A 23,985-nucleotide genomic window follows, 5' to 3' on the forward strand; every position below is an offset into this window, starting at 1 on the left:
GCTCAGGCCCGGGCGTCCTCGTCGCGGTCGGTCGGGCTCTCCTGCGTGGTGTCCGCTTCCCCTGTGGACTCCTGCTCGCCGCGCTCGGCGTCGACCTCGCTGGGCATCGGGTTCTCGTCGATGAAGCGCACCGTGACCCACCAGGAGAGCGCGAACCCGGCCGCGGTCATCAGCGGGATGACGTAGAGCATCGACGGTGAGTCGATGTTGTCGAGGAAGCCGATCATCGCGATCGTCGTGACCAGGCCGACCCCGAGGAAGCTGGTGCTGTACGGGTCGGAGATCTGCCAGGCCTTGAGCAGGTTGGCGCCGATGAGCACCTCGAGCGCGAGGATCGCGACCAGGGCGACCAGGCCTGCCCCGCCACCGCAGCTGTCGGTGCCCCGCACCGACTCGCAACCTCGGGAGGCCCCGAAGGCCAGCAGCACGGTCGCGAGACCGGCGAGCAGGCCGCTGAGGATCGCCGCGTAGAGCGGCTTGATCGCGGGCAGGCGGGCGACCAGCGCCTCGGCAGGCGCGGCAGCGAGCGGCTCGGTCTCGTCCGCTCTCGACTCCGTGTAGGCCGTGCTCCGCTCCTGGTTCGCGGCGCGCCTGGCCTCGCGCTTCTCCGCCTTCCGCCGGGCCTTGTCCCCGCGGGACGCCCGGCGGCGCTCCCGGCGGCTCGGGGCGTCGAGCGCGGCGGCCGCCTGGTCGAGCGGGTCGATCGTGGTCGGCTCGGTGTCCGCCTGCGGGTCGGTCCAGGCGATCGGACTCGGCTCGGTGGGCGACGGCTCGGACGGCTGCACGACGGGCGACGGCGCGACGGATGCCGCCGGCAGGTCGGTGTCGGAGGCGGGGGGAGTCGCGGGCCGGGTGGGCGGCTTTGCGGCCGGAGGCCGGGCCGGTGCGGGCTGCGCCGCCGCGGGCGTCGGTGGGACCGCCGCCGCTGGTGGCGTGGGCGGGCGGGACGGGGGCCGGGCAGCGGGTCGCGCCGGCGGCCGGGCGGGCGGGCGTGCCGGGGTCGCAGCAGGCGTGGCCTCGAGCGGCGTACCGGCTCCGGCGGCGCGCGCTGCGGCCGGCGGTGCTGCGGCCGGGCGCGGGGGTGCGGGGGCAGGAGGGGTGGCGGGAGGGGTGGCTGACGGGGGCTCCTCGGCCGGGCCCGCGGCGGCCGCGTCGGCCTCGGCGGTCACGTCGCCGGAAGCGTCCGAGGACTTCTTGCCGCGCTTCTTCTTGCGCCCGAACCCGAAGCTGGGCAGCTCGAGGTTCGGCTCGTTGCCGGGTGCGTCCGGGTCAGTGGGCATGTCGCGGATTCTGCCACTAGCGGCCCGACCGGGCGGGCATCCGGTCGTGGGGCGGCTCGCCGAGGATCCGGACGCGGGCTGCTGCTCGAGCTCGTCGGTAGGCTCCGCGCGTGACTGATGGTTCTCGGGCGAGCGGTTCCACCTCCGACAAGGCGGCACACAGATCCCTGCCGGTCTGGCAGGAGAGCCTGCTCCTCCTCGCGATCGCGCTCGTGCTCGCGATCGGCATCAAGTACTTCTTCGTCCAGGCGTTCTACATCCCGTCGCCGTCGATGGAGCCGATGTTCGTCAAGAACGACCGGATCCTGGTGCAGAAGGTCTCCTACTGGGGCAGCAAGGGGCCACGCCGGGGCGACATCGTGGTCTTCAAGGACCCGGGCGGGTGGCTTCCCGCGGAGGAGTCCCGTACGGCGAGCAACCCGGTCACCAAGGCCCTCGAGGCGGTCGGCCTCTACCCCTCCGGTGGACACCTGGTGAAGCGGGTGATCGGGATCGGCGGCGACCGGGTGAAGTGCTGCGACGCCCAGGGTCGGGTCACGGTGAACGGCAAGGCGCTCGACGAGACGTCGTACCTGCCGAACGGCACGGTGCCCTCCGACCAGCGCTTCGACGTGCACGTGCCCGCGGGGCACCTCTGGGTGATGGGCGACAACCGCGGCGACTCCGCGGACTCGCGCTTCCACCTCCGCGAGCCCGGCGGCGGCTTCGTCGCCGACGATCTCGTGGTCGGCAAGGTCTGGGCCCTGATCTGGCCGGTCAAGCGCGCGCGGTGGGCGCGCACCCCGGCGACCTTCGCGAGAATCCCGGCGTCGGGCTGACAGGCTTCGAACCTGCGGCCTCCTCGTCCCGAACGAAGCGCGCTACCGTCGCGACGAGCGCCGCGCGTGCGTGCTCGGGCGCCGGAGGGGGCAAGTGATGACAGCAGATCGAGTCATCGTCCTGGTGGTCATGGTTGCCGGGTTCGTCGTTGTCACGGTCTTCAACCGCAGGAAGCTCGCACGGATGAATCCGGAGGAGCGTGCGCAATTCGATCGCAACATCGCTCCTGTCGCGAGGTTCCTGAAGGCATTCATGTGGTTCTGGGTCGTCGTGTGCATTGCGGCCAGCATCCTCGCTGCGGTCGATGGAGTGTGGCCGATCTCGGTTGCCTTGCTCGTGCTCGCAGTCGGACTCGGTTTCGGGGTCGCCCATCACAGCCGCTGGTGGATCGGGAGCTGAACGGCAGAGGCCCCCTCCGTCGCCGGAGAGGGCCTCTGACCTGCAGCATCTCGAGTCGGGCTGACAGGATTTGAACCTGCGGCCTCTTCGTCCCGAACGAAGCGCGCTACCAAACTGCGCCACAGCCCGATGCAACCTGCGCGAGTCTAGCGGGTGGGTTCGGGCCGGATGAAATCGGCTCAGGGCGTCCGCGGGACGAGGGTCAGGAGGGTCGCCTCGGGCCGGCAGCAGAACCGCACCGGCGCGTACGGCGAGGTCCCCGCACCGGCCGAGACGTGCAGCCACGACGAGCCCGGGTCGCCGGGCTTGGACGATGCCGGGTGGCGGTGCAGGCCCTTCGCGCGGGCGGTGTCGAGGTCGCAGTTCGTGACCAGCGCACCCTTGATCGGCAGGCACAGCTGACCGCCGTGGGTGTGGCCGGCGAACACGAGCTCGTGGCCGTCGCGGGCGAACTGGTCGAGCACCCGCAGGTACGGCGCGTGGGTCACCCCGACGCGCAGGTCGGCGTCCTGGGGAGCAGGACCCGCGACGGCGGCGAGGTCGTCGTACTCGAGGTGGGGGTCGTCGACACCGGTGAAGGCGAGGTCGACGCCACCGACCGTGAGCCGGTCGGTGGTGTTGCTCAGGTCGAGCCACCCCGACTCGACGAACCCGGCGCGCAGGTCCTTCCAGGGAAGCTGGGGGCTGTGCACGTTGCGCTTCCCGTCGTCCGGCAGCAGGTAGCGCACCGGGTTGCGCAGCGTCGGGGCGAAGTAGTCGTTGGACCCGAACACGAACACGCCGGGCACGTCGCGCAGCCGGCCGAGCGCGGCGAGCAGGGGCTCGATGCTGTCGGGGTGGGCGATGTTGTCGCCGGTGTTCACGACCAGGTCGGGCTCGAGGCGCGACAGGGAGTCCAGCCAGGCGAGCTTGTGCGCCTGCCGCGGGGTCAGGTGCAGGTCGCTGAGGTGGAGCACCCGCAGCGGTCGGCTGCCGGGCGGCAGCACGGGCACCTCGACGCGACGCAGGGTGAAGGCGCGGACCTCGACGCCGGCGGCGTACCCGACGCCCGCCAGACCGGCCAGGACGCCGGCGCCGAGCACGCGAACGAGGGGGGAAGGGGCCACGCGACAAGGCTGCCACAATGGGCCACATGAGCGAGCGCAGCGAGCGAATCATCGGCACAGCGCACATCGGGCCCCGCGTGCGCCCGCAGCGGAGCGAGGACGCACGTGGGTGACCTGAAGGACCGTCTGCGTGCCGATCTGACCACCGCGATCAAGGCGCGCGACGAGGTCCGGTCCTCGACCCTGCGGATGGTGCTCACCGCGATCACCAACGCCGAGGTCGCCGGCAAGCAGGCCCGCGAGCTGACCGACGAGGACGTCCTCGGCGTCCTCACCAGCGAGGGCAAGAAGCGCCGCGAGGCCGCCGAGGCCTTCGACGACGCCGGCCGCACCGAGCAGGCGGCGAAGGAGCGGGCCGAGTTCGAGGTGCTCGCCGACTACCTGCCCGAGCAGCTCGGTGACGACGAGATCGCCGCGCTGGTGACGGAGGCGATCGAGTCGACGGGCGCGCGCGACGAGGGCATGCGGGCGATGGGCAAGGTCATGGGCGTGCTGCAGCCGAAGGTGAAGGGGCGCGCGGACGGCGGTGCCGTGGCCGCGGAGGTCCGTCGCCAGCTCGGCTGAGGCCGAGACCGGTCAGTGACCAGGACCGGGCCCGTGCCCGTTGCCGTTCCCGTTGCCCGGGCCGGGTGACGGCTGCGTCGTGCCGCCCGGCGGGGTCTGCGTCGCCGGCGGGGCGACCGGGGCGGGGCCTGCCGAGGTGTAGAGCGAGATCGTCGAGCCGGCGTACGTCGTGGACCCGCCGGCGGGGCTGGTCTGCGCGACCAGCCCGACCGGTACGTCGGAGTACGCCTGTCCGACCGTGGTCACGGTGAAGCCGGCGTCCTGCAGGGTCTTCTGGGCGTCCTGAGGGGTCATGCCGACGACGTTCGGGACCACCGTGAGGTTCGGCGAGGACTGGATCTTGATCGGCGTCACGAAGTTGAGGTCGGGCAGGAGGTCCTGGATCGCGCGCATCGCGTCGGCCCACATCGGCCCGGCGGTCGTGGAGCCGTGCGCCGTGGCGATGTAGGCGCCGCCCACGGTCTGCCCGTTCAGCGTGATCGGCTGCCCGTCCTGGTTCGCGCCGGCGATCATCGAGGCCGTCGCGAGCGCGGGGGTGTAGCCGTCGAACCACACGGCCTTGTTCTCCGACCGGGTGCCGGTCTTGCCGGCCGACGGCTTGTCGAGCACCAGTCCGGCGCCGAACCCGCCGGGGGCCATCACGCCCTTGAGGATGTCGTTGATGGTGTCGGCGGTGTTCTGCTGCATCACCTGCTGGCACTTCTTGGCGTAGGTCTTGAACACCCGGCCGTCGGCGTTCAGGATCCGGGTCACCGGTCGGTTGTCGCAGTGCAGTCCACGCGCGGCGACGGTGGCGTACGCGCCGGCCATCTCCAGCGGGCTGACGTCGGCGACGCCGAGGGTGAAGCTCGGGACCATCTCGGTGGCGGGGCTGCCGAGGTCCACGCCCATCGCCTTGGCCAGCTGGAACGGCTTGCACAGGCCGGTCTTCTTCTCGAGCTGGGCGAAGTAGGTGTTCACCGACTGCTGCATGCCCTTGTACATGTCGAAGTTGCCCGTGCCGGTGGAGTTGTTGACGTCCCAGGGCGCGGTGTTGGGGTAGGGGCCGTCGCAGGTCTGGTACTCGTTCTGCGGGATGTGCATGGTCTGCGGCGAGTTGAACCGGGTGCTCGTCGGCAGCCCCTGCTCGAGCGCGGCAGCGAGCGTGAAGAGCTTGAAGGTCGACCCGGCCTGGAAGCCGTTGGAGTCGCCGTACTTGCTGTCCACGACGTAGTTGAGGAAGGTCTCGCCCTTCTTCTTCTTGCGCCCCATCGGTCGCGACTGGCTGATCGCGCGCACGTCACCCGTGCCCGGCTCGACCATCGCCAGGGCGCCGATCGCCTGGTCCGTGGGCTTCACGTGCGCAGCGGTCGCGCGGTCGGCCGCCTCCTGGAAGCGCAGGTCCAGCGTGGTCTTGATGGTGAGGCCGCCGGAGTTCAGCAGCGTCTGCCGGTCCTGCACGGTCTTGCCCAGGGACGGGTCGGCGAGCAGGTAGCGCCGCACGTAGTCGCAGAAGAACGCGGCCTTGGAGCCCAGGCAGCCGTTGCGGGACGGACTGACCTTGAGGCCGAGGTCGGTGGCGGCCAGCTGGTCGGCCTCCGCCTGGCTGATGTCACCGGCGGCCGCCATCCGGTTGAGCACCGTGTTGCGGCGGGAGAGCGCGCGGTCCGGGAACGTCGTGGGGTCGTAGCCGACCGGGTTCTTGACCAGCCCTCCCAGCAGCGCGGCCTCGGCCGTGGTCAGCTCGCTGGCGTCCTTGCTGAAGTAGTGCCGGGACGCGGACTGGATGCCGTAGGTGCCGTCGCCGAAGTAGGCGATGTTGAGGTAGCGCTCGAGGATCCAGTCCTTGGAGTAGTTCTTCTCGAAGGCCACCGCGAGCCGCAGCTCCTGGAGCTTGCGCTTGTAGGTGTCGGCGGTCGCCGCCTCCTGCTCCTTCTTGTTCTTGGCCTGGTTGAGCTGGGTCATCTTGGCCAGCTGCTGGGTGATCGACGACCCGCCCTGCGTCACGCCGGAGCTGGCCTGGTTCTTCAGGAACGCGCGGATGGTGCCCTTCACGTCGAGCGCACCGTGCTGGTAGAAGCGCGCGTCCTCGATGTCGACGACGGCCTTGCGCATGATCGGCGCGATCTTGTCCAGGGGCACGTACACGCGGTTCTGGTCGTAGAAGGTGGCGATCAGGTGGCCGTGCGCGTCGAGCAGCCGGGTCCGCTGGGCGAGCGGTTCGGGAGCGACCTTGATCGGGAAGTTCTTCATGGACTTCGAGACCGCCTTGGTGCCGAAGCCGAGTGCCCCGGCGAACGGGATCACCAGCCCGGCGACCAGCACGCCCATGACGGCGGAGAGCGCGACCAGCACGACGACCTGCGAGGTCACGGAGCCGTAGGTCAGGGATTTCGCGCGCGGTCTCGGCATGCCAGCGATTCTAGGTCGGGACCTCTGGACTACCCGATGGGACCAGCGGGGTAGTCCTTTCGAACCATCTGAATTGGTACGGACGGCCCTGTTTCCGAGACGGTTCAGAACCTTAAGTTCTTGTATGTGGGGGGAGCTGGTCTAGAGGACCGGCCCACTGCTTTGAAGTTGGGGGTTTCCATGAGCTGGAACGAAGAGTGGGCAGCAGCAGCCACGTGCAAGCAGTCTCGGCCCGACGAGCTGTTCGTGCGGGGTGCCGAGCAGCACAAGGCCAAGGTCGTCTGCGCCGGTTGCCCGGTGCGCGCCGAGTGCCTTGCCGAGGCGCTGGACAACCGGATCGAGTGGGGGGTCTGGGGAGGCATGACCGAGCGCGAGCGCCGGGCCGTCCTCCGCAAGCGCCCGAACGTGACCTCGTGGCGTGCCCTCCTGGCCGCCGCGAAGGAAGCCCACCTCGGCACCTCCTCCGTCACCGCCTGACCTGCCCTTTCCGGTAGGCGCGCCGGTCGTGCGCGCCGTCGTGCGCCCGGTCCCGGGTACGCCGGTTCACGCCGCGTCGTCGCCGCCGAGCAGCGCGCCGATCCGGCGCAGGCCGTCGAGGTCGTGGACGTCGGTCGGCAGGGCCGGCAGCACCACGGTGGCGACGTGGGGGTGCGCCGTCGCGAACCGACTCCGCAACCGGGTCTCGCGCTCGACGAGAAGCTTGCGGTCGGCGTGCAGCCGGAGCAGCCCCGCGGCCATCCGGCTCGCGTCGTCGGAGGAGTCGCGCAGCTTCTCGTAGCCCGACATCGCCGCGGCCTCGGACAGCTCCACCTCCGGATCGACGCTCGCCCGGTTGACCACCAGCCCGGCGAGCGGCATGTTCTCCGCGCTCAGCCGCTCGACGAAGTACGCCGCCTCCCGCAGGGCGTCCGGCTCGGGGGCGGCGACGACGAGGAACGACGTACCGTCGGCCTGGAGCAGCTCGAAGGTCCGCTGCGCCCGCTGCCGGAACCCGCCGAACAGCGTGTCGAAGGCGGAGACGAACGCCTGCATGTCGCTGAGCACCTGGCCGCCGATGATCGTGGTGACCGCCTTGGTCACCATGTTGAACCCGGCGGTCATCAGCCGTGCCGGACCGCGGGCGGGCGCGAGCAGCAGGCGCATGAACTTGCCGTCGAGGAAGCTGGAGAGCCGCTCGGGCGCGTCGAGGAAGTCCAGCGCGCTGCGCGAGGGCGGCGTGTCGACGACGATGAGGTCCCAGCGACCCGAGGCGCGGGCGTCCTTGTCGAGCTGCCCGAGCTTCTCCATCGCCATGTACTCCTGCGTGCCCGCGAACGAGCTCGAGACGGCGATGTAGAAGGGGTTGTTGAGGATCTGCCTGGCCTTCTCGGGGCTGGCCTGGCTCTCGACCACCTCGTCGAAGGTGCGCTTCATGTCGAGCATCATCGCGTCGAGGGAACCGGCGCCTCCGCCGGTGGTTGAGCCGCCGCCGCTGGTGGTTGAGCCTGCCGAAACCCCCGGCACCGGCCGCGGGGTGTTGTCGAGCGCCTCGATGCCCATCGACTGCGCGAGCCGCCGGGCCGGGTCGATGGTGAGCACGACCACCTTGCGGCCGCGCTCGGCGGCACGCAGCGCCAGCGACGCCGCGGTCGTGGTCTTGCCGACGCCGCCCGACCCGCAGCAGACGATGATCCGCCGCTTCGGGTCGTCGAGCAGGGCGTCGACGTCGAGCAGCCGGGTCGGCTCGTGGGAGGCGGTCATCGGACCGACGCGGGGGTTCGACCGGGTGGGCATCAGGCCAGCCCCTGCGCGCAGAGCGACTCGGCCAGCTCGTAGAGGCCGCCCAGGTCGACGCCGCCGGCCAGCTTGGCCAGCTCGTACGTCGGGACGCCGATCTTCTCGACCAGGGCCCGCTGGCTGTCCTCGAGCTGACGGCGCTCGGCGTGGTCGCGGCCCTCGGCGACCAGGCTGTGCACCAGCGCCTTGTCGGCGTCGATGCCGGCGGACGCCAGCGCCTTGGCCAGGGCGGACTCGTCGACCGTGCCCTCGAGCAGCGCCGCCCGGGCCTCGGCGTCGAGGTCCTGGGGCCGGACCAGGTTGACCACGACGCCGCCGACCGGAAGGCCGGCCTCGCGCAGCTCCCGGACCCCGTCGATCGTCTCCTGCACGGGCATCTCCTCGAGCACGGTCACCAGGTGCACCGCCGTGCGCGGCGACCGCAGCAGCGTCATCACCGTGTCTGCCTGCGCCTTGATCGGACCCATCCGGGCGAGGCCGGCCAGCTCGCTGTTCACGTTGAGGAACTGCGCGATCCGGCCGGTGGGTGGCGCGTCGAGCACGATCGCGTCGTACTGGCGGGCGCCCTTGTTGCGGGAGTTGCGCTGCGCGGCCTCGTAGACCTTGCCGGTCAGGAGCACGTCGCGCACGCCGGGAGCGATGGTCGTCGCGAAGTCGATCACGCCGAACCGGTCGAGCGCCTTGCCGGCGCGGCCGAGCCGGTAGTACATGGAGAGGTACTCCAGCAGGGCCGCCTCGGCGTCGACCGCGAGCGCGTAGACGTCGCCCGCGCCGTGCTCGGTGGCCTTGGCCAGGAGCCGCTCCTCGTAGGGCAGCGGGGACACGTCGAACATCTGCGCGATGCCCTGCCGCCCCTCGACCTCGCAGAGCAGCACGGTCTTGCCGCGGGACGCGTGCGCCAGCGCCAGACCGGCGGCGACCGTGGACTTCCCGGTGCCACCCTTGCCGGTGACGACGTGCAGCTGCACCTCGGGGAAGTCGGAGCTCGCCGGGGCCATGCAGGGCAGCCTAGAACGTGAGTCCTCGCCTCGGGCAGTTCTCCGAACGGCCTCGTGACTAGGATCACGGCAGGCCCGGTCCCGCCGGGCGACCGGGAGGTGGCAGAGCGTGGACAAGGTCGTCGCGAGCGCGGCCGAGGCGGTGGCCGACATCACGAGCGGGTCGACGATCGCGGTCGGTGGGTTCGGGCTCTGCGGGATCCCGTCGGTGCTGATCGACGCGCTCCTGGAGACCGGGGCGACCGATCTCCAGGCGGTGTCGAACAACTGCGGCGTCGACGAATGGGGGCTGGGCAAGCTCCTGATGGCCAAGCGGCTGCGCAGGATGATCTCTTCCTACGTCGGGGAGAACCGCGAGTTCGCCCGCCAGTACCTCCACGGCGAGCTCGAGGTCGAGCTGACCCCGCAGGGCACGTTGGCCGAGCGGATGCGGGCCGGCGGCTCGGGGATCGCCGCGTTCTTCACCGCGACCGGCGGCGGCACCCAGGTTGCGGAGGGCGGTCTGCCCTGGCGGTACGACGACGCCGGCAACGTGGTCGTCGCGAGCCCGCCCAAGGAGACCAGGCTGTTCGGCGAGGGCGACGACCGCCGGGAGTACGTCCTCGAGGAGGCTATCGTCGCTGACTTCGGACTCGTGCGGGCCTGGAAGGGCGACCGGCACGGCAACCTCGTGTACCGCGACTCGGCCCGCAACTTCAACCCGCTGGCAGCGATGTGCGGCCGGCTCACCATCGCCGAGGTCGAGCACCTCGTCGAGCCCGGCGAGATCGACCCCAACGACGTACACACTCCGGGGGTGTTCGTGCAGCGCGTGGTGGCCCTGACGCCCGAGCAGGCCGCCGAGAAGCGGATCGAGAAGCACACGGTGAGGGAGCGCGCCTGATGGCCCAGAACAAGGGGTGGACACGAGAGGGCATGGCTGCCCGCGCCGCCTCGGAGCTGACCGACGGGTCCTACGTGAACCTCGGCATCGGGCTCCCGACGTTGGTGCCGAACTACGTCGCCGACGACGTCGAGCTGGTGCTGCAGTCGGAGAACGGGATCCTCGGGGTCGGCCCGTACCCGTACGCCGGGGAGGAGGACCCCGACTTGATCAACGCCGGCAAGGAGACCGTCACGGTGCGCCGTGGCGCGTCCTTCTTCGACTCCGCGACCAGCTTCGGGATGATCCGCGGCGGCAAGATCGACGCCGCGATCCTCGGGGCGATGCAGGTCTCCGCGACCGGTGACATCGCCAACTGGATGATCCCCGGGAAGATGGTCAAGGGCATGGGCGGTGCCATGGACCTCGTCCACGGCGCCAAACGAGTGATCGTGCTGATGGAGCACGTCGCCCGCGACGGCTCGTACAAGATCGTCAACGAGTGCTCGCTGCCCTACACCGGCCGCGCCGTCGTCCAGCGGATCATCACCGACCTCTGCGTCATCGACGTCACGCCCGCCGGCCTGGCGCTCGTGGAGCTGGCCCCGGACGTCACCGAGGACGAGGTGCGGCAGAAGACCGAGCCGGACCTGGTCTGAGAAGCGTCAGCCGGCGAGCGCGTCGAGCACCGTGGGCCAGGCGACCGAACCCGGCTCGATCGGCTCGAAGTGGCCGCCCGGCACCTCCTCGAGGACGACCCAGGGATGCCGGGCCACGAGCCGGCGGGCGAGGTCGACCGGTACGACGTCGTCGTCCACGCCGTGCACGACCCGGATCTCGGCTCGGGGCCGGGCGCCGAGCAGCACCATCGGGTCGGCGGTGTCCGGGTCGATCTCGCCGAGGAACGCGCGGGCCGCGTCGCTGCCGAGGCCCAGTCGGATCGCCTCACGCAGGTCGCACACCGGAGCCAGCGCGACCACGCGGTCGGCCGGCACGTCCTGGGTCGCCAGCCAGAGGGCGAGGTGGCCGCCGGCCGAGTGGCCGGTCACCCGCAGGGTGCCCGTCGAGAGCCCCACGCCCTCGAGCAGCTCCGGCAGGCGCGTCGCGGCCCGGAGCACGTCGGCTCCGGTGAGCGGCCAGCCGCCCGCGCTGCCGGGCCCGACGCGGCGGTACTCCGGGGTCGCCACCAGGAAGCCCTCCCGGGCGAGCGCGACCGCCATCTCGCGGGTGTGGGTGCGGTCGTAGGCGGTCTTCCAGAACCCCCCGTGCAGCAGGAGCACGGTGATGCCGTTGCCCGTCTCCGGCACGTGCAGGTCGAGCACGGCGTCGTCGTGGTCGTCGTAGCGGAGGACGACGTCGGGCAGGTCGGTCGGCACGGCCATGTGCCGACAGTACTGAGCGCGCGAAGGACGCTCCGGTGGGCGTGTCCCGCCCGATCGGTCGCGCACTAGAGTCGCGGCATGACGAAATGGGAGTACATGACCGCCCCCGTGCTGGTGCACGCCACGAAGCAGATCCTCGACAACTTCGGCGCCGACGGCTGGGAGCTGGTGCAGGTCGTCCCCGGCATGAACCCGGAGAACCTCGTCGCCTACTTCAAGCGCCCGGTCGCCTGATGAGCACCCCCGAGGAGCGCCTGGCCGAGCTCGGTCTGTCCGTCCCGGAGGTCGCGGCCCCCGTCGCGGCGTACATCCCGGCGGTGCGCAGCGGCAACCACGTCTTCACCTCCGGCCAGCTGCCGATGCAGTCGGGCCAGCTGATGGCCACCGGCAAGGTCGGCGGAGAGGTCACCCAGGAGGAGGCCGTCGCGTGCGCCCGGCAGTGCGGGCTGAACGCGCTCGCCGCCATCCGTGCCGAGATCGGTGAGCTGTCCGCGATCAAGCGCGTCGTCAAGGTGGTCGCGTACGTCGCCTCGACCCCCGACTTCACCGGACAGCCGCTGGTGGCGAACGGCGTCTCCGAGCTGCTCGGCGAGGTGTTCGGCGACGCCGGTCGGCACGCCCGGTCCGCGGTCGGCGTACCCGTGCTGCCGCTGGACGCGCCGGTCGAGGTCGAGCTGGTCGTCGAGATCTGATGGGCGGTCGCTGATGGCCGGCCTGGTGCACCTGCCGGCGGAGTTCGCCGAGCAGGCGGCCGCGTTCGCCGACGGCACGAAGGAGCCGGCCGAGCCGCGTGACGCGGCCACGGTCGTGCTTCTGCGACGCGGCGCCGACGGACCCGAGGTCTACCTGCTCCGCCGCCACGTCTCGATGGAGTTCGCCGGCGGGATGTGCGTGTTCCCGGGTGGCGGCGTCGACCGGCGCGACTTCGACCACACCGTGGCCTGGGCCGGACCTTCGCCCGCCGCGTGGGCGGCGCGCCTCGGCGTGGACGAGGCCAAGGCCCGCGCGCTGGTCTGCGCGGCCGTGCGGGAGACGTTCGAGGAGTCGGGAGTGCTGCTGGCCGGGGAGTCCGCGGACTCGGTGGTCGCCGACACCACGGCCGACGACTGGGAGGCCGACCGGGTCGCGCTGGAGAAGCGCGAGCTGGCGCTGACCGAGTTCCTGGACCGGCGCGGCCTGGTGCTGCGCACCGACCTCCTCGGCGCGTGGTCCGGCTGGCTCACCCCGGTCTTCGAGCCGAAGCGCTACCGCACCTGGTTCTTCGTCGCCGAGCTGCCCGAGGGCCAGCGCACCCGCGACGTGTCCACGGAGTCCGACCACGTGGTCTGGCTGCCGGTGCTGCGCGCGCTCGAGCAGGCCGAGGCGCGCGAGATCCTGATGCTCCCGCCGACCTACATCACCAGCCTCGAGGTCGCCCAGTACGCCGACCCGCAGGCCGTGATCGACGCGGCGGCCGACCGCACCGTCGAGATGTTCTGCCCCGCGGTGGTCGAGGACGGCGAGGGCTTCACGCTCAGCCGGCCGCCGCACGCCGACGGGCTGCTCGAGGCGCGCGCGAGGAACGCGACCTGGGGCTCCCGGTCGTGAGCCCGGCGTCGTCCGGGTGGGCGGGCGGGTCCTTCGGCGAGCGCGCCCGGTGCGTGCTCGCGCCGAACGCGAACATCATGACGCTCGACGGCACCAACACCTGGGTGCTCCACGAGCCGGGTGCGCGCCGGTCCGTCGTGATCGACCCCGGTCCGCCCGACCCCGGCCACCTCGCGGCGGTCGAGGCTGCCTCCGAGGAGCTGGGGGCCGGGTCGGTCGGGGTGGTGCTGCTGACCCACCACCACGTCGACCACTCCGAGTCGGCCCGCGGGTTCGCCAAGCGGATGGGTTGCGGGGTCCGGGCGCTCGACCCGGCGTACCGGCTGGGGGAGGAGGGGCTCGGCGACGGCGACGTCGTCGAGGTCGACGGGCTGGAGATCCGGGTGGTCGGCACCCCCGGGCACACCGCCGACTCGCTGTCCTTCCTGCTGCCTGCCGAGCAGGCCGTGCTCACCGGCGACACGGTGCTCGGCCGCGGCACCACGGTGGTGGCCCACCCCGACGGCCAGCTGGGCGCCTACCTGGACTCCCTCGACCGGCTGCACGCCCTCGCCGAGCGCCACGAGGTCGAGCGGATCTGGCCGGGCCACGGACCGGCGATCGACCAGGCCCTCGGCGCCCTCGACTACTACATCGCCCACCGCCACGAGCGCCTCGACCAGGTCCGCGCCGCCCTCGCCCAGCTCGAGTCCGCCCCCCACCCCGAGGGCATCTCCGTCGACGAGCTCCCCCGCCGCGTCGTCGAGATCGTCTACACCGACGTCGACCCCGTCCTCTGGGGCGCCGCCGAGCTCTCCGTCCGCGCCCAGCTGGCCTACCTCCAAGCTCGTTGAGTTGGGGGTTCGTCCCCGTCGAGTTGGGCCTTGGTTCCGTCGAGTGGGGGATTTGTGCCGCACCAGTGGCGAGTTCGTTCCCGGTGACCCCGTAGAACACGGTCCCTGATCCGGCCGGTACGCCTCCACAGGCCCCGTACCACGCCCAGCGTCCACCGCAATGAAGCCACGCATGGCCTCACCTGGAGGCCCGGTCGAACCTGCCCGAATGGTGCCCACGTTCCCGCAGCGACCCTTCACGACCCGCCACGCCCAAGCTCGGGGGATCCCGCGCAAACGACTCGTGGCGGCTGAGCAGGTGGGCGTCCTCCGCCGGGTGCTCCGCGGCGTCTACGTGCCTGCGGACCTGGACGACACGCTCGAGCTGCGAGCGACGTGCGCGTCCCTGGTGGTGGCTCCTGGCTCCGTCGTGCGTGATCGCACGGCTGCCTGGATCCATGGTGTCGACGTCCTCACCCACACCGAGCACGAGCTGCTTCCCCCGGTAGAGACGTGTGTGCCGCGCTTCCGCGCACCCAGCGACCGCCTCGGTGTGGACGGCGGCACCCGGGATCTTGCTCCCCAGGACGTCATGACGGTGCACGGTCTGTCCGTCACCACCCCACTCCGGACCGCGCTCGACCTGGGATGCAACCTACGCCGTCGGGATGCGCTCGCCGCGCTCGATCAGTTCGTGCGGTTGCACGAGCTCACTCGGGAGGAGATGGCCCGCACTGCGCAGCGCTATTTCCGGAGGCGCGGGGTGGTGCAGCTGCGCAGGCTGATCCCGCTCGCCGACGGCCGGGCGGAGTCGCACCGGGAGTCGTGGACGCGGCTGGAGATCCTCGATGCCGGACTGCCTGCGCCCGAGCTCCAGTACTGGATCGAGGTCGACGGCGTCCCGACCTACCGGCTAGATCATGCCTATCCGCGGCATCGGGTCGCGGTCGAGTACGACGGCGAGGACTTCCACGACCGCACCGAGGCACAGAGACGGCACGACCGCGAACGCCGCGCCTGGCTCGAAGCACACGGCTGGACCGTGATCGTCGTGCGCAAGGGCGACTTCACCGGCGGAAGCTGCGACCGCTGGCTGCGCGAGCTGCGGCGAGCCCTCCGGCCGACGTACACGAATCGGCGCTGGTGAGCGGAGCCCTCCCGGCAACGAAGTCCCAACTCAACAGGAACGAACCCCCAGCTCGACGGGCACGAACCCCCAACTCAACGAGCGCGGCGCTTCATCCGTTCGACGTCCATGATCACGACGGAGCGGGGCTCGAGGCGGAGCCAGCCGCGGGAGGCGAAGTCGGCGAGGGCCTTGTTCACGGTCTCGCGGGAGGCGCCGACCAGCTGGGCGAGCTCCTCCTGGGTGAGGTCGTGGTGCACGTGCACGCCGTCGTCGGCGGTGCGGCCGAAGCGGTCGGCGAGGTCGAGCAGCGCCTTGGCGACGCGGCCGGGCACGTCGGAGAAGACCAGGTCGGCGTTGACGTCGTTGGCCTTGCGCAGCCGGCCGGCGATCTGCGAGAGCAGGCCGAGCGCCACCGCGGGGCGGCCCTCGAGCCAGCGCATCAGGTCGTCGTGAGCCAGGGAGAGCAGGGTGGTCTCGGTCACCGCGGTCACCGTCGCGGAGCGCGGGCCGGGGTCGAAGAGCGACAGCTCGCCGAACATCTGGCCCGGGCCGAGGATCGCGAGGAGGTTCTCCCGGCCGTCGGAGGAGGTGCGCCCCAGCTTCACCTTGCCGTCGGTCACCAGGTAGAGCTTGTCGCCGGAGTCCCCTTCGTGGAAGAGCACCTCACCGCGACGAAGCCGCGCCTCCGTCATCGACGAGCGCAGAGCCATGGCGGCTTCGTCGTCGAGGGCGCCGAACAGCGGGGCCTGACGCAGTACGTCGTTGTCCACGGCCAATCCTTCCAATGGTGCGGCCATCCACGATGAGGGCGGCCGGAACCGGCCAACCCCCAGTGTTTCAGGTCACAGTCTGGCCCATCGGCGCGTTCCACGTCACGGGACCCCGCCTTCGCGCCCGTCCGGGGGACCCGCAAGCCCTGTGGCGGAGGCCGTTCACGCGCGCCCGCGTACTCTTCTCCTCGTGCCCAAGACCGCCGTCGCGACGCCCGCCGCGCCCCCGGACACCGCGCTGGTACGCCGGGCCCGCAAGGTCGACCGGGTGCTGGCCGAGACCTATCCCGAGGCCACCATCGAGCTGGACTTCGACGACCCCTTCCAGCTCCTCGTGGTCACGGTGCTGAGCGCCCAGACCACCGACCGCCGCGTCAACGCCGTCCGGCCGACCCTGTTCGCGAAGTACCCCGACGCCAGGGCGATGGCCGCGGCCCCGCGCGAGGACCTCGAGCGGATCGTCGGCCCGCTCGGGTTCTTCCGCGCGAAGACCGAGTCCCTGCTGAAGCTGTCCGCCGCACTCGTCGAGCGGTACGACGGCCAGGTGCCGCCCCGCCTCGACGACCTCGTCACCCTGCCCGGCGTGGGCCGCAAGACCGCCAACGTGGTCCTCGGCAACGGGTTCGGCGTCCCCGGCATCACGGTCGACACGCACTTCGGGCGCCTGGTCCGCCGCCTGGGCTGGACGACCGAGACCGACCCGGTCAATGTCGAGCACGCGGTCGGCGCGCTCTTCCCGAAGCGTGACTGGACGATGCTCAGCCACCACCTGATCTGGCACGGCCGCCGCATCTGCCACGCCAAGAAGCCGGCCTGCGGCGCGTGCCCGGTCGCCCGGTTGTGCCCGTCGTACGGCGAGGGTCCGACCGATCCCGAGCTGGCCGCGAAGCTGGTGAAGACGCAGGGGCCCGCGTGAGCAGAGTCGCGGCGCTGCTCCTGGTCGCCCTGCTGCTCACCGGTTGTGGCTCCGCGCCGAAGCAGGCGGCGCCCGCCCGGCTGCCCGACGTCACGCTCGCCAGCCTCACCGGCGGGCCGGGCGTCGACCTCGGCTCGTTGCGCGGGCCCGCCGTGGTGAACCTGTGGGCGCAGTGGTGCAAGCCGTGCAAGCGCGAGCTGCCGATCTACGAGTCGTTCTACCAGCGCCACGGCGCTCAGGTCTCCGTGCTCGGCGTCGACTGGCAGGACGTGCAGGCCGACCGTGCCCGCGCACTCGCGCAACGCTCCGGTGTCACCTACCCGCTCGTGGTCGACAGCAAGCCGGCGATCCGCAACCGGTTCCTCCCCCAGCTCCTGCTGGTCGACTCCCAGGGCCGGATCGCCTTCCACGAGTACATCGAGATCACCTCGCTCGACCAGCTCGAGCGGCTCGTCGAGAAGCACCTCGGGGTGAGCCTGTGAGCGAGCACGAGATCCCCGAGTGGCTGGCGACGATCCGCGACGCCGCACGCACGATCAGCGGCGCCGACCTCACCAGGTTCCTGCCTCCCGAGGACTCCGACGCCCGCCCGGGGGCCGTGCTGATGCTGTTCGGCGAGGGCGACCGCGGGCCCGACCTGCTCCTCACCGAGCGGGCCCACGACATGCGCTCCCACCCCGGGCAGGTGTCCTTCCCCGGCGGTTCCGTGGACGAGACCGACGAGTCGCCGACCGCCGCCGCGCTCCGCGAGGCCCAGGAGGAGGTCGGCCTGGACCCGGCCGGGGTCGACGTCCTGGCCACGCTGCCCGAGCTGTGGCTGCCGCCCAGCAACTTCGCCGTCACGCCGGTCGTGGCCTGGTGGCGGGAGGAGTCGCCGGTCGGCGTGGTCGACCCGCGCGAGGTCCACGCGGTATACCGGGTCCCGATCGAGGAGCTGCTCGACCCGGCGCACCGGATCACGGTCACCCACCCCTCCGGCTACTCCAGCCCGGGGTTCCTGATCGGCGACGACAAGGACCTGATCCTGTGGGGGTTCACCGCGGGCCTGATCACGCGGCTCTTCGACTACGTCGGGCTGACCAGGGAGTGGGATCCCTCGGTCACCCGCCCGCTGCCCGCACACATGCTGGGGATACGTCAGGATTGACCCGCCCCGACCTGTCCGGCCGACCGCTGACCCGAAGGTGACGATGAACCTCCTCGACTGGTGCCTCGTGCTCATCGTCGTCGCGTACGCCCTCTCGGGGTACTGGCAGGGCTTCATCACCGGAGCCTTCGCCACGGTCGGCCTGCTGCTCGGTGGCCTGCTCGGCATCTGGCTGGCGCCGCACCTGCTCGGCGAGGCCAGCCCGTCCCTGTGGGTGTCGCTGGCCGCCCTGTTCGTCGTACTCGTCTGCGCGTCGTTCGGCCAGGCCGTGCTCCAGTACGCCGGCACGCGGATGCGCGACCAGATCACCTGGCAGCCGGTCCGCGCGCTCGACGCGGTCGGCGGAGCACTGCTCAGCGTGGTCGCCGTGCTGATCGTGACCTGGATGCTCGGCGTCGCGGTGAGCGGCTCCCGCATCCCGGGCATCGGGCCCATGGTGCGCGACTCCAAGGTGCTCACCGAGGTCAACGACGTGATGCCGGCGGAGGCGCAGGGCCTGCTGCGCGGGTTCGACCGGGTGGTCGGGTCCAGCTTCTTCCCGCGCTACCTCGAGCCGTTCGCACCGGAGCGGATCGTCGACGTCAGCCCGGCGCCCGGCAACGTCGTCAAGGACCCCGAGGTCCAGAAGGCCGAGCTGAGCGTCTTCAAGATCCGGGGCAACAACCGCTGCGGCGACGGGATCGAGGGCAGCGGCTTCCTCTACTCCCCGCACCGGCTGATGACCAACGCCCACGTGGTCGCCGGCGTCACCAACCCGCAGGTGCGGGTCGGCACCCGCACCCTGGACGCGACCGTCGTCTACTACAACTCCGACATCGACATCGCCGTGCTGGACGTGGACATCAACGGTCCGGTCGTGCACTTCAACCACGACGGTGCCGCGCAGGACCCGGCGGTGATCCTCGGCTACCCCAACGACGGGCCGTTCGACGCCCAGCCGGCCCGCATCCGTGCCGAGCAGCGGCTCCGCTCGCCGGACATCTACGGCCGCGGCACGGTCACCCGCGAGGTGTTCTCGCTGCGCGGGCTGGTCCGGCCCGGCAACTCGGGCGGCCCGCTGGTCTCACGGTCCGGGGACGTCCTCGGCGTGATCTTCGCGGCCTCGGTCAGCGACAAGCAGACCGGCTACGCGCTGACCGCCGACCAGGTCTCCGACGCGGCCGCCCGTGGCCTGCAGGCGTCGGGCCGGGTGTCCAGCGGCAACTGTGCGTGAGCGAGGACGCGTCAGCGGACTCGCTCGAAGGTGGTTGAGCAGCGAGCCCGACCGAGGAACGAGGTCGGGACCGAGCGTGCCGAAACCTGGTGAGTGACGCGCAGACGCTCGCTCAGGCCCCGGGCTTGAGTGCGCGCATCTCCCGCGCCTCCGCCATCGTGCGCTCGGGAGCGCGCACCTTGCGGATCTTGCGGTAGCCGATCAGGCCGAGCAGGGCGGCGAGGAGCAGGTAGGCGCCGAACACGATCAGGAAGCACCAGGCCAGGCCCAGGCCGGTCATGTGGATGAAGAACGCGATCGCGATCGAGACCATGATGATCGCGAGCAGCGAGATGAACCCGGCGAGCAGGAACAGCACGATCGCCATGCCGCCGGCCCGCACGCTCACCCGGAGCTCGGACTTGGCCAGCTCGATCATGTGCCGGACGAGGGTGCCGAAGTCGTCGAAGGCATCGACGACGAGCTTCCCGATCGTCGGCTCCTGCTCGTCGGCCGGCTCGCGGTGCGCCATGCGCGGGTTCCCTTCGTGTGCGTCAACGACCCCTGAGTCAGCGACCCTCGAGGCGGCCCTCGGTGCTCTCCGGGCCGACCCTGCGCACCTTACCGTCACGCCGCACGGCGTACGCGGCCGCGCCGTACCGCGACTCGACCTGCCCGGTCCGGGCGCCGGCGCGCTGTGCAAGAATCGACCTGTTGGAGGGGAGTATTCCTTCGCGACGGCATCGTCATCACGGGCGCCCGCACCACCGGCGCCCCGGGGCCGTCGGTCCGTACGACGCGGCGCACCACGGCCGTCGTACCGGGCGGAAGAGACCTCCGGACGAAGACCCTGTCCAGCCGTCCGGAGGTACGCACCATGCACGTCTCACCGCTGGTCTGGTGGCTGACGCTCTCGATCACCACCGTCCTGCTGCTCGTCGACGTCGTCGTGATCGGCCGCCGGCCCCACGAGCCGAGCCGGCGGGAGGTGTCGATCGCCCTCGCCTGCTTCATCGGCCTGGCCGTGCTCTTCGGCGTCGGCGTCTTCGTGTTCTCCGGCAACCGCTACGGCACGGAGTTCTTCGCCGGGTGGCTGACCGAGTACTCCCTGTCGGTCGACAACCTGTTCATCTTCCTGGTGATCATGAGCAAGTTCGGTGTCCCCCGGGCCTACCAGCAGACCGCCCTGCTGATCGGCATCGTGATCGCCCTGGTGATGCGCGGTGTCTTCATCGCGGTCGGCGCCGCCGCGATCGACAACTTCAGCTGGGTGTTCTACCTGTTCGGGCTCTTCCTCGTGTACACCGCGATCAAGCTCGCCCGCGAGGGCGCCGAGGATGAGGACGAGTACGAGGAGAGCGCGCTGGTGAAGTGGGTGGAGCGGCACCTCCCGGCGACCTCGAGCTGGCACGCGACCCGGATGCTGCTGCGGGTCGACGACCGGCTGGTGATCACCCCGATGTTCATCGTGGTGCTGGCGCTGGGCACCACCGACCTGCTGTTCGCGCTCGACTCGATCCCGGCGATCTACGGGCTCACCAGCGAGCCGTACCTGGTGATGACCGCGAACATCTTCGCGCTGATGGGCCTGCGCCAGCTCTACTTCCTGATCGGCGGCCTGCTCGAGCGGCTGGTCTACCTGTCCTACGGGCTGTCGGTCCTGCTCGGCTTCATCGGGGTCAAGCTGATCCTGCACGCGCTCCACGGCAACGAGCTGCCCTTCGTCAACGGCGGCGAGCACGTCGACTGGGCACCGGACATCCCCACCTGGTTCTCGCTGGTGGTGATCGTGGGCACCCTGTCGATCACCACCGTGGCGAGCCTGGTGGCGTCGCGCCGGCTGGACCCCGCTGCACGCGACGAGGCCACCGGTCCACGCGGCCACTGAGGCCCGGCGGGGCGGGGTGTGATCCAGTACTCGGGAGTTTTCCGGCCAAATCGCCTAACCGGGGGTGGGCTGCGTCGTTGACGTGACCATGGAGTGGTTCCGACGCAATCCCAAGAAGGCCGCCGGCCTGTCCGCGCTGGCGGTGCTGTGCCTGGTGATCCTCGTCTGGGGCATGTCCGGCGGGTCGGCCAAGCCCGCCGAGGACCCCACGCTCGGACTGCCCAGCAGCCCCGGTGCCCTGGCCACCCCGACGAAGTCGCCGACCCACGCGCTCACCGGGCTCGCCGCGCCGTCGGCGACCCCGACCTCCGTCGAGCAGGCGATCGCGGCGTTCCCCTCTGCCGGCATGGGCAACATCGGCCCGGGGCTGGCCGGCTCCGGCGGTTCCTTCGGGCTGCCGCCGCACCGCGTCGTGATCGAGGCCGGTTCCGACGGCCCGCTCCTCGGTGTCGGCTGGCGGATCCCCACGGCCAACGGGCCCCGCAAGGGCAAGGACCTCAGCTACAAGAACTGGTTCCGCCACTCCACCACGGCCTTCGGCAAGCCCGACTACGCCCAGCTCTACACCCGGGTCGGCCCCGACTCCTCCGTGGTGTGGTGCACGGTCACCGTCGACGGCAAGGTCACCGAGCACCAGGAGTCCCACGGCCCCTGGGGCGGCGTCTTCTGCCAGGGCTGACGAGCGCCGTCATCCGCCGCACCTGGCGGCGTTGTCCTCGCTCGACGTCCGCTCCGCTGCGCTCCGCCGAAGGACGGCACGACGTCTGACGACGCTCGAAGACAGCGCCGCCATCCGCCGCACGAAGAGGCGCGGGACCCGTCCGGGTCCCGCGCCTCTCGCGTGCCGGGCTCAGTCCTCGCTGGAGGCGGCCATGCCCTGGCCGATGAGGTCCATGACGGTGCTGTCGGCCAGCGTGGTCACGTCGCCGATCTCGCGCTTCTCGGCGACGTCGCGCAGCAGCCGGCGCATGATCTTGCCCGAGCGGGTCTTGGGCAGCTCGGCGACGACCATGATCTGCCGCGGCTTGGCGATCGCGCCGATCTCCTTGGCCACGTGGTTGCGCAGCTCGGCGACGATGTCCTCGCCGCCGTCGCCGGCCGACTCGCGCAGGATGACGAACGCGCACGGCGCCTGGCCGGTCATCGGGTCGGTGGCGCCGACCACGGCGGCCTCGGCGACCTTCGGGTGCGAGACCAGCGCCGACTCGATCTCCGTGGTGGAGAGCCGGTGCCCGGAGACGTTCATGACGTCGTCGACGCGACCGAGCAGCCAGATGTCGCCGTCCTCGTCCTTCTTGGCGCCGTCGCCGGCGAAGTACATGCCGGGGAACCGCGACCAGTAGGTGTCCTTGAACCGCTGGTCGTCGCCCCACAGCGTGCGCAGCATCGCCGGCCACGGCTCCTTGAGCACGAGGTAGCCGCCGCTGCCGTCGGGCACCGACTGGCCCTCGTCGTTGACCACGTCGGCCACGACACCGGGGATCGGGGTCATCGCCGACCCCGGCTTGCCGGCCGTCACGCCGGGCAGCGGGGAGATCAGGATCATCCCGGTCTCGGTCTGCCACCAGGTGTCCACGACCGGCGTCCGGTCGCCGCCGATCGCCTTGCGGTACCAGACGTAGGCCTCCGGGTTGATCGGCTCACCGACCGACCCGAGCACCCGCAGCTTGGACATGTCGAACTTCGCCGGGATGTCGTCGCCCCACTTCATGAACGTGCGGATCGCCGTCGGGGCGGTGTAGAAGATGGTCACGCCGTACTTCTCCACGATCTCCCACCAGCGGCCCTTGTGCGGGCTGTCCGGGGTGCCCTCGTACATCACCGACGTGGCCTGGTTGGCCAGCGGACCGTAGACGACGTAGGAGTGGCCGGTGACCCAGCCGATGTCGGCGGTGCACCAGAACACGTCGGTCTCCGGCTTGAGGTCGAAGACCCCCCAGTGCGTGTACGCCGCCCCGACCAGGTAGCCGCCCGTGGTGTGCAGGATGCCCTTCGGCTTGCCGGTCGTGCCGGAGGTGTACATCACGTACAGCGGGTGCTCGGAGTCGAAGAACTCGCACTGGTGCTCGGTCGACGCGGGGTCCACGACGTCGTGCCACCAGACGTCGCGCTCGTCGGTCCAGTCGATGTCCTGACCGGTACGCCGCACCACGAGCACCTTGGTCACGGTGTGCCCGGTCTTCTCCGCGATCGCGCAGGCCTCGTCGACGGCGGGCTTGAGCGCCGACGGCGCACCGCGGCGGTAGCCGCCGTCGGAGGTCACCACGACGCGGGCGTCGCAGTCCTCGATCCGGCTGGCCAGCGCCTCGGCGGAGAACCCGCCGAACACGACGGTGTGCGGGGCGCCGAGCCGGGCGCAGGCGAGCATCGTGACCACGGTCTCGGGGATCATCGGCATGTAGATCGCCACCCGGTCGCCGGTGCGCACGCCCAGCTCGGTCAGAGCGTTGGCCGCCTTGCAGACCTCGTCCTTGAGCTGGGCGTAGGTCAGGTCACGGGTGTCGTCCTCCGGCTCGCCGACCCAGTGGAACGCGACCTTGTCGCCCGCACCGGCCTCGACGTGCCGGTCGACGCAGTTGTACGCCGCGTTCAGCTTGCCGCCCACGAACCACTTCGCGAACGGCGGGTCGTCCCAGTCCAGCACCCGCTCCCAGCGGGTGTCCCAGTCGAGCCGGTCGGCCTGCTTCTCCCAGTAGGCCAGCCGGTCGGCGGCGGCCTCCTCGTAGGCGTCGGCCTTCAGGTTCGCGTCCGCAGCGAGGTCGGCCGGGGGTTCGAACCGGCGCTCCTCGTAGGACAGGTTGGCCAGGGTCTCGGCTTGCTCGCTCACGTTGCACTCCTCGAACGGGTGAGTCAGGGGTGGGGCCGGCTCCTCTCGAGCCAGCCTAGGCGCGCATCCTCCCGGCGACGAGGGGTCGCCGGGAGGATGCAACAGGGTGGGACGTTGCGACCGGGTTGCGCCCGGCCCGC

General features: G+C 71.2%; 26 protein-coding genes and 1 tRNA gene. 17 read left to right on the forward strand and 10 right to left on the reverse strand.

Annotated elements, in window-relative coordinates:
* Positions 1-2: 2 nt before the first annotated feature.
* On the reverse strand, positions 3-1,280 hold the full coding sequence (locus tag EFL26_RS23875) for a hypothetical protein (protein ID WP_148046682.1): 1,278 nt from the start codon (positions 1,278-1,280) through the stop codon (positions 3-5).
* Between the two features lie 110 nt (positions 1,281-1,390).
* On the opposite strand from EFL26_RS23875, the gene lepB reads away from it, so the two are divergent.
* Together lepB and EFL26_RS10300 are read left to right on the forward strand one after the other, a co-directional pair.
* Positions 1,391-2,098, forward strand: coding sequence for a signal peptidase I (gene lepB / locus EFL26_RS10295; protein ID WP_246000131.1), 708 nt, complete (start codon positions 1,391-1,393; stop codon positions 2,096-2,098).
* Between the two features lie 97 nt (positions 2,099-2,195).
* Positions 2,196-2,498, forward strand: a complete 303-nt coding sequence (locus EFL26_RS10300) for a hypothetical protein (RefSeq protein ID WP_148046683.1) — start codon at positions 2,196-2,198, stop codon at positions 2,496-2,498.
* 55 nt (positions 2,499-2,553) lie between these two features.
* On the opposite strand, the gene EFL26_RS10305 is transcribed toward EFL26_RS10300, so the two are convergent.
* Positions 2,554-2,627 (reverse strand) — tRNA-Pro (locus tag EFL26_RS10305).
* Between the two features lie 50 nt (positions 2,628-2,677).
* Entirely contained in the window at positions 2,678-3,604 is a 927-nt protein-coding gene (locus tag EFL26_RS10310; protein ID WP_123222816.1) for a metallophosphoesterase, read from the reverse strand.
* Positions 3,605-3,709: 105 nt separating this feature from the next.
* Between EFL26_RS10310 and EFL26_RS10315 the strand changes: the two genes are divergently transcribed.
* Positions 3,710-4,168, forward strand: a complete 459-nt coding sequence (locus tag EFL26_RS10315) for a GatB/YqeY domain-containing protein (RefSeq protein WP_123222817.1) — start codon at positions 3,710-3,712, stop codon at positions 4,166-4,168.
* Between the two features lie 12 nt (positions 4,169-4,180).
* Here the strand turns inward: EFL26_RS10315 and EFL26_RS10320 are convergent, their stop codons facing one another.
* Complete coding sequence (locus EFL26_RS10320; RefSeq protein ID WP_123222818.1) at positions 4,181-6,559, reverse strand: penicillin-binding protein; 2,379 nt, start codon at positions 6,557-6,559, stop codon at positions 4,181-4,183.
* Between the two features lie 180 nt (positions 6,560-6,739).
* Here EFL26_RS10320 and EFL26_RS10325 point away from each other — a divergent pair, with 180 nt between their 5' ends.
* Positions 6,740-7,036 carry a WhiB family transcriptional regulator gene (locus EFL26_RS10325; protein WP_123222819.1) on the forward strand — a complete coding sequence of 99 codons (297 nt, stop codon included), beginning with the start codon at positions 6,740-6,742 and terminating at the stop codon, positions 7,034-7,036.
* Between the two features lie 66 nt (positions 7,037-7,102).
* On the opposite strand, the gene bagB is transcribed toward EFL26_RS10325, so the two are convergent.
* Entirely contained in the window at positions 7,103-8,299 is a 1,197-nt protein-coding gene (bagB, locus tag EFL26_RS10330; protein WP_123222867.1) for an ArsA family ATPase, read from the reverse strand.
* Positions 8,300-8,331: 32 nt separating this feature from the next.
* Positions 8,332-9,333 (reverse strand): ATPase BagA, encoded by a 1,002-nt coding sequence (gene bagA, locus EFL26_RS10335; RefSeq protein ID WP_123222820.1) that lies wholly within the window; start codon positions 9,331-9,333, stop codon positions 8,332-8,334.
* Positions 9,334-9,442: 109 nt separating this feature from the next.
* On the opposite strand from bagA, the gene EFL26_RS10340 reads away from it, so the two are divergent.
* Together EFL26_RS10340 and EFL26_RS10345 are read left to right on the forward strand one after the other, a co-directional pair.
* A complete protein-coding gene (locus EFL26_RS10340; RefSeq protein ID WP_123222821.1) occupies positions 9,443-10,216 on the forward strand; it encodes a CoA transferase subunit A in 774 nt (257 codons plus the stop codon).
* Complete coding sequence (locus EFL26_RS10345) at positions 10,216-10,854, forward strand: CoA transferase subunit B (protein WP_123222822.1); 639 nt, start codon at positions 10,216-10,218, stop codon at positions 10,852-10,854. The genes EFL26_RS10340 and EFL26_RS10345 overlap by 1 nt, the downstream gene beginning before the upstream one ends.
* Positions 10,855-10,860: 6 nt before the next feature.
* Here the strand turns inward: EFL26_RS10345 and EFL26_RS24200 are convergent, their stop codons facing one another.
* Positions 10,861-11,577, reverse strand: coding sequence for an alpha/beta hydrolase (locus EFL26_RS24200; RefSeq protein ID WP_183408138.1), 717 nt, complete (start codon positions 11,575-11,577; stop codon positions 10,861-10,863).
* 78 nt (positions 11,578-11,655) lie between these two features.
* Here EFL26_RS24200 and sp36 point away from each other — a divergent pair, with 78 nt between their 5' ends.
* From sp36 to EFL26_RS10375, 5 genes are all read left to right on the forward strand, one after another.
* Positions 11,656-11,811 (forward strand): Sp36 family protein, encoded by a 156-nt coding sequence (gene sp36, locus EFL26_RS10355; protein ID WP_123222823.1) that lies wholly within the window; start codon positions 11,656-11,658, stop codon positions 11,809-11,811.
* Positions 11,811-12,269 carry a RidA family protein gene (locus tag EFL26_RS10360; RefSeq protein WP_123222824.1) on the forward strand — a complete coding sequence of 153 codons (459 nt, stop codon included), beginning with the start codon at positions 11,811-11,813 and terminating at the stop codon, positions 12,267-12,269. Before sp36 ends, EFL26_RS10360 begins: the two co-directional genes overlap by 1 nt.
* Positions 12,270-12,282: 13 nt before the next feature.
* The gene (locus tag EFL26_RS10365; protein WP_123222825.1) at positions 12,283-13,164 is read left to right on the forward strand and encodes an NUDIX hydrolase; all 882 of its coding nucleotides are present in this window, start codon (positions 12,283-12,285) and stop codon (positions 13,162-13,164) included.
* On the forward strand, positions 13,161-13,997 hold the full coding sequence (locus EFL26_RS10370; protein WP_342773527.1) for an MBL fold metallo-hydrolase: 837 nt from the start codon (positions 13,161-13,163) through the stop codon (positions 13,995-13,997). The genes EFL26_RS10365 and EFL26_RS10370 overlap by 4 nt, the downstream gene beginning before the upstream one ends.
* A gap of 208 nt (positions 13,998-14,205) precedes the next feature.
* Positions 14,206-15,123: a DUF559 domain-containing protein gene (locus tag EFL26_RS10375; protein WP_123222826.1), complete on the forward strand. Its 918-nt coding sequence runs from the start codon at positions 14,206-14,208 to the stop codon at positions 15,121-15,123.
* 74 nt (positions 15,124-15,197) lie between these two features.
* Here EFL26_RS10375 and EFL26_RS10380 read toward each other — a convergent pair whose 3' ends face one another.
* Entirely contained in the window at positions 15,198-15,875 is a 678-nt protein-coding gene (locus tag EFL26_RS10380; RefSeq protein WP_123222827.1) for a Crp/Fnr family transcriptional regulator, read from the reverse strand.
* A gap of 190 nt (positions 15,876-16,065) precedes the next feature.
* Here EFL26_RS10380 and nth point away from each other — a divergent pair, with 190 nt between their 5' ends.
* The 4 genes from nth to EFL26_RS10400 are packed head-to-tail and all read left to right on the forward strand — an operon-like array spanning position 16,066 to position 19,151.
* The gene (nth, locus tag EFL26_RS10385) at positions 16,066-16,791 is read left to right on the forward strand and encodes an endonuclease III (RefSeq protein ID WP_246000133.1); all 726 of its coding nucleotides are present in this window, start codon (positions 16,066-16,068) and stop codon (positions 16,789-16,791) included.
* Positions 16,788-17,273 (forward strand): TlpA family protein disulfide reductase, encoded by a 486-nt coding sequence (locus tag EFL26_RS10390; RefSeq protein ID WP_183408140.1) that lies wholly within the window; start codon positions 16,788-16,790, stop codon positions 17,271-17,273. Before nth ends, EFL26_RS10390 begins: the two co-directional genes overlap by 4 nt.
* A complete protein-coding gene (locus EFL26_RS10395; RefSeq protein ID WP_246000134.1) occupies positions 17,270-17,938 on the forward strand; it encodes an NUDIX hydrolase in 669 nt (222 codons plus the stop codon). Before EFL26_RS10390 ends, EFL26_RS10395 begins: the two co-directional genes overlap by 4 nt.
* A 43-nt stretch (positions 17,939-17,981) precedes the next feature.
* Positions 17,982-19,151: a MarP family serine protease gene (locus EFL26_RS10400; protein ID WP_123222829.1), complete on the forward strand. Its 1,170-nt coding sequence runs from the start codon at positions 17,982-17,984 to the stop codon at positions 19,149-19,151.
* A gap of 112 nt (positions 19,152-19,263) precedes the next feature.
* Here the strand turns inward: EFL26_RS10400 and EFL26_RS10405 are convergent, their stop codons facing one another.
* Positions 19,264-19,662 (reverse strand): phage holin family protein, encoded by a 399-nt coding sequence (locus tag EFL26_RS10405; protein ID WP_123222830.1) that lies wholly within the window; start codon positions 19,660-19,662, stop codon positions 19,264-19,266.
* 345 nt (positions 19,663-20,007) lie between these two features.
* Here EFL26_RS10405 and EFL26_RS10410 point away from each other — a divergent pair, with 345 nt between their 5' ends.
* Together EFL26_RS10410 and EFL26_RS10415 are read left to right on the forward strand one after the other, a co-directional pair.
* On the forward strand, positions 20,008-21,018 hold the full coding sequence (locus EFL26_RS10410; protein ID WP_123222831.1) for a TerC family protein: 1,011 nt from the start codon (positions 20,008-20,010) through the stop codon (positions 21,016-21,018).
* A gap of 88 nt (positions 21,019-21,106) precedes the next feature.
* Positions 21,107-21,697 carry an RAD23 family protein gene (locus EFL26_RS10415; RefSeq protein WP_123222832.1) on the forward strand — a complete coding sequence of 197 codons (591 nt, stop codon included), beginning with the start codon at positions 21,107-21,109 and terminating at the stop codon, positions 21,695-21,697.
* A gap of 171 nt (positions 21,698-21,868) precedes the next feature.
* On the opposite strand, the gene acs is transcribed toward EFL26_RS10415, so the two are convergent.
* The gene (acs, locus tag EFL26_RS10420; RefSeq protein WP_123222833.1) at positions 21,869-23,845 is read right to left on the reverse strand and encodes an acetate--CoA ligase; all 1,977 of its coding nucleotides are present in this window, start codon (positions 23,843-23,845) and stop codon (positions 21,869-21,871) included.
* Positions 23,846-23,985 lie beyond the last annotated feature (140 nt).

It is taken from the genome of Nocardioides pocheonensis (assembly GCF_003725535.1).
In the GTDB taxonomy this organism is placed as follows: domain Bacteria; phylum Actinomycetota; class Actinomycetes; order Propionibacteriales; family Nocardioidaceae; genus Marmoricola; species Marmoricola pocheonensis.